Origin of the sequence: Hoeflea sp. BAL378, assembly GCF_000759435.1 — a bacterium.
Taxonomy (GTDB): Bacteria; Pseudomonadota; Alphaproteobacteria; order Rhizobiales; family Rhizobiaceae; genus Hoeflea.
In genome coordinates this window covers 1-4,792 of record NZ_JRJG01000085.1, presented here as the reverse complement: position 1 = coordinate 4,792, position 4,792 = coordinate 1, and the positions used below count along the sequence as shown (strand labels likewise).

At 67.8% G+C, this 4,792-nt stretch carries 4 protein-coding genes; 1 reads left to right on the top strand and 3 read right to left on the bottom strand.

The features are described from left to right. Positions 1-393, top strand: a 393-nt coding sequence (locus LL06_RS17775) for an alpha/beta hydrolase (RefSeq protein WP_035529903.1), incomplete at its 5' end; no start/stop codon positions are given. A gap of 85 nt (positions 394-478) precedes the next feature. Here the strand turns inward: LL06_RS17775 and glpK are convergent. From glpK to LL06_RS17760, 3 genes are all read right to left on the bottom strand, one after another. Next, positions 479-1,966 (bottom strand): glycerol kinase GlpK, encoded by a 1,488-nt coding sequence (gene glpK / locus LL06_RS17770; protein WP_035529901.1) that lies wholly within the window; start codon positions 1,964-1,966, stop codon positions 479-481. A gap of 89 nt (positions 1,967-2,055) precedes the next feature. Next, positions 2,056-3,576 (bottom strand): glycerol-3-phosphate dehydrogenase, encoded by a 1,521-nt coding sequence (gene glpD, locus LL06_RS17765; protein ID WP_035529891.1) that lies wholly within the window; start codon positions 3,574-3,576, stop codon positions 2,056-2,058. Positions 3,577-3,692: 116 nt separating this feature from the next. Then, positions 3,693-4,649, bottom strand: coding sequence for an AEC family transporter (locus LL06_RS17760; RefSeq protein ID WP_035529889.1), 957 nt, complete (start codon positions 4,647-4,649; stop codon positions 3,693-3,695). Positions 4,650-4,792: the final 143 nt, after the last annotated feature.

Sequence of the window (4,792 nt, the reverse complement as noted above, 5' to 3'; positions counted from 1 at the left end):
GGCGGCGCGGCGCCCGTCACCCTGCCCGTCGTCTCGCCGGACCGCGGGCCTTGCGCCCTGCCGACCGAGGACAGCCTCACCTTCTTCACCACCCTGCCGCCGGAAAACCTCGGCAGGTGGAAAAACGAGATCACCTTGCGGTCGATGGAGATGTTCACCGAATACGAGCCGGGCGCCTCCATCGCCCGCATCGCCCCGACGCCGCTGATGATCGTCATCGGCGACAAGGACCATCTCACGCCGGCTGACCTCACGCTCAAGGCCTATGAGGAGGCGCTCGAACCCAAGAAGCTGCTGATCCTCAACTGCGCGCATTTCGACGCCTATGTCGGCGACGCCTTCGCGATCTCCGCCCCGGCGCAATGCGAGTGGTTCACTCGCCACCTGATGTAGGCGGCGAACACGCGCCCCTTTAAACGGAACCACCGGCAGCCTGCGCTGCCGGTGGTTCCGGAACTGTCCGATCGGCCGCGACCCGTCAGCTCAGCGTGCGCCGCACCGCGTCGCGCCAGCCCTTGAGCTTGGCCAAGCGGGTCTTGTCGTCCATCTGCGGCTTGAAGCGGGTGTCGCGCGACCAGGCCTTGGCGAAGGCTGCCTGCTTGGGCCAGACGCCGGCGCGTTGCCCGGCGAGCCAGGCAGCACCCAGCGCGGTTGTCTCGAGGATCGCCGGGCGGTCGACCGGCGCGTCGAGAATGTCGGACAGCCGCTGCATGGTCCAGTCGGACGCCACCATGCCGCCGTCGACGCGGAGCACCGTGTCGGCGCCGGCGCTCTTCCAGTCCTTGTGCATGGCGTCGAGCAGGTCGCGGGTCTGGTAGCAGACCGCCTCGAGCGCGGCGCGGGCGAATTCTGCGGGGCCGGTGTTGCGGGTCATGCCGTAGATCGCGCCGCGCGCGTCGGGGTCCCAGTGCGGCGCGCCGAGCCCGGTGAAGGCGGGCACCAGATAGACGTCCTGCGTGGGATCGGCCTCGGCCGCGAGATCGCCGCTGTGCTCGGCCTTCTTGATCACCTTGATGCCGTCGCGCAGCCACTGCACCGCGGCGCCGGCGATGAAGATCGAGCCTTCGAGCGCATAGGTGGTCTTGCCGTCGAGCCGGTAGGCGATGGTGGTCAAGAGCCGGTTCTTCGAGCGCACCATGTCCGCGCCGGTGTTGAGAAGCGCGAAGCAGCCGGTGCCATAGGTCGATTTGAGCATGCCCGGTTCGAAACAGGCCTGGCCGATGGTCGCCGCCTGCTGGTCGCCGGCAACGCCCAGGATCGGGATCTCGGCGCCGAACAGCGATTTCTCGGTGACGCCGAAATCCGCGGCGCAGTCCTTGACCTCGGGCAGCATGCCGGCGGGGATCCTGAGGATCTTCAGCAGTTCCGCGTCCCACTCCCCGGTGGAGATGTTGAACATCAGCGTGCGCGAGGCGTTGGTGGCGTCGGTGACGAAGGATTTGCCGCCCGTCAGCCGCCAGATCAGGAACGTGTCGATGGTGCCGAAGCAGAGCTCGCCGCGCGCCGCCCGCGCCCGGGCGCCCTTCACGTTGGCGAGCATCCACGACAGCTTCGTGCCGGAGAAATAGGGATCGAGCAGAAGCCCGGTCTTGCGGGTGAAGGTCTTTTCGAGATCCTGGCGCTTCAGTTTCTCGCAATAGGAGGCGGTGCGGCGGTCCTGCCAGACGATGGCGTTGTGGATCGGCCTACCGCTGTCGCGCTCCCAGACCACCACCGTCTCGCGCTGGTTGGTGATGCCGATGGCGGCGATGTCGGACGCTTCGACGCCCGCCTTCTTCAGCGCCTGCCGGACCGCCCAGAGGACGGTCTTCCAGATTTCCTCGGGATCGTGCTCCACCCAGCCCGAGTGCGGGTAGATCTGGGTGAATTCCTTCTGGCCGACGCCGGCAATGCGCATCTGGCCATCGAACACGATGGCGCGGCTCGAAGTGGTGCCCTGGTCGATCGCCAGAATATATCCGCTCATGCTGTCCTCCCTGTCCGGCCCCATAAGACCCGGATTCGCGTCCTGCGCAAAGCCCGGGGCCTTGCCTACCTGTCCTGGGGCGCCCTGCCCTAGCCGGCGCGCTGCTCCGCCATGTAGGCGTCAAGCGCGGTCACCTGATCCCGGTCGAGCCGCAGCCCGCGTTTGGAGCGCCGCCAGATCACGTCCGCCGCCTCCATCGCCCATTCCTGCGCGATCAGGTAATCCACCTCGCGCGCATAGAGGCCATGGCCGAAATCCTGCCCCATCTCCGCCACCGACCGGGCCGCGCCGAGCAGGATCCGCGCCCGCGTGCCGTAATGGCGGACATAGCGCCGCGCCTGCCGGGGCTCCAGGAACGGATAGTCTGCCTCGATCCGGGCGACCAGGGCGTCAAATCCGTCGGCCGGGAAATCGCCGCCCGGCAGCGCCGCGCGGTGGGTCCAGGGCGACGACTTGCGACCGAGCCGGGCCTCGACCAGCTCGAGCACCGATTCGGCGAGCTTGCGATAGGTGGTGATCTTGCCGCCGAAGATGTTGATGAGCGGCGCGCCCTCGGAGGGATCGGGCTTGAGCACATAGTCGCGCGTGGCCTCCTGCGCCGCCGTGGCGCCGTCGTCATAGAGCGGGCGGACGCCGGAATAGGTCCAGACGATCGAGGCGCGCTCGACCGGACGGGCGAAATATTCGCTCGCCGCCGCGCACAGATAGTCGATTTCCCCGTCGGTGATCGCCACGTCCTTCGGATCGCCGTCGTAATCGCGGTCGGTGGTGCCGATCAGGGTAAAATCTTCCTCGTAGGGCAGCGCGAAGATGATCCGCCCGTCGCCGTTCTGGAAGATATAGGCCCGGTCATGGTCATGCAGCTTCGGCACCACGATGTGGCTGCCCTGCACCAGGCGCACATTGTGCGCGTCGTTGCGCCCGACCACGCCCGACAGGATCCGGTCCACCCAGGGACCGCCGGCATTGACGATCATCCGCGCCCTGACCCTCCGCTCGCGCCCCTCTGCCGGGCTCGTCCCGGAGCGGTCGGCGAGGACGATCTCCCAGACGCCGTCCCTGCGTTCGGCCTTGACCACTTCGGTGCGGGTGTGGATGTCGGCGCCGCGCTCGGCCGCATCGACGGCGTTGAGTACCACCAGCCGGGCGTCGTTGACCCAGCAGTCGGAATACTCGAACCCCTTTGAGAACAGCGGCTTGAGCGGCTTTCCGACCGGCGAGGTCCTGAGGTCGAGGGTCCTGGTGGCTGGCAGCAGCTTGCGCTGGCCGATGTGGTCGTAGAGGAACAGCCCGAGCCGCAACAGCCATGCCGGCCGCATCTCCCTGTGATGCGGCAGCACGAAGCGGAGCGGCCAGATGATGTGCGGCGCGTTGGCGAGCAGTACCTCGCGCTCGGTGAGCGCCTCGCGGACCAGCCGGAACTCGTAATGCTCGAGATAACGCAGGCCGCCATGGATGAGCTTGGAGGACCAGGACGAGGTGCCGGAGGCGAGATCGTTCATTTCCGCCAGGCACACCGAATAGCCGCGTCCGACCGCGTCGCGCGCGATGCCGCATCCGTTGATGCCGCCGCCGATGACGAACACATCATAGAGCCTGTCCTGCGCCATTGGCCTCTCCCCCGTCCTGCGGCGAACACGAGGCATTTTTCTAATTCGAAACCATTACGAATGTCAAAAGAAAACAAACGAAACAAAAGCAAAGCGCGGCGCGCGTCCCGGCGGCGTCACACAACCGCCTCGACAATGAGCAGCCAGACGCCGGTGGTGACGGCGGCGAGCGCCGTGCCGAGCGTCATCGACGTCGAGGCCAGCCGCTGGCCGGTGCCGAAGCGCGAGGCGATCAGCCAGGAATTGACGCCGGCCGGCAGCGAGGCCGCGGCCACCGCCACCTTGAGCTGGATCTCCGGCAGGCCGAGCGCCAGGCCCATGCCGAGCGCCAACGCCGGCATCAGCACGAGCTTGAGCGACACCATGGCCAGCGCCTGGCGCACCTGGCCGCGGATGCCGTAGCCGAACAGCGACACGCCCATGGCAAACAGCGCGAGCGGTCCCGCGACGCTGGCGAGGCTGGCGATCACCCGGTCGGCGGTGGCGGGGATCGCCAGGCCGGAGAGCCGGGCGGCGAGGCCGGCAAGGATGCCGATGATCAGCGGGTTGGTGACGAGCTGGCCGAGAAAGCCGGTGGCCATCGCCACCACCGACTTGGAATGCGCCGACGGATCCTCGCGCTTGACCGCCCAGTCGAACAGCAGGATCGAGGCGCCGAGCATGATCGGCAGGTGGATCGAGACCAACTGCGACAGCACCGCCAGCCCCGCCTCGCCATAGAGCCCGGACATGAAGGGAATGCCGAGCAGCACCAGATTGGAGAACCCCGCCGTCACGCCCGCCACCACGCCCGCGCGCGCATCGCGGCCGAAGCCCGCGCGGATGGCGAGATGCGCCGAACTCCAGGTCACCAGCACGGCGGTGAAATAGGTGACCCACAGCGCCCAGGGCGCGCCATGGTCGAAGCTCGCGGTGGCGATGGTGCGGAACAGCAGCAGCGGCACGGCGATGGTGAAGACGAAATCGGTGAGCCCGTCGCCGGTCCCGGGCCTCAAAAGCCTGAGCGCCGCGGCCGCGTAGCCGATGGCGATCAGCGTGAACACGACCAAGATGGTTTCGGCGAAGGCGGGCATGGCGGACTCGGGGCTAGCTTGAGGTCGGGGCCTTCCGTCATAGACGCTGCGGGCGCAGACGCAAGGCGGCGGCGTGCCAATGGGGGCGGGACCCCCAACCTCCCCCTTGAGGGGAGGTCGGAGAGACAAGCGCAGCGCAGGCG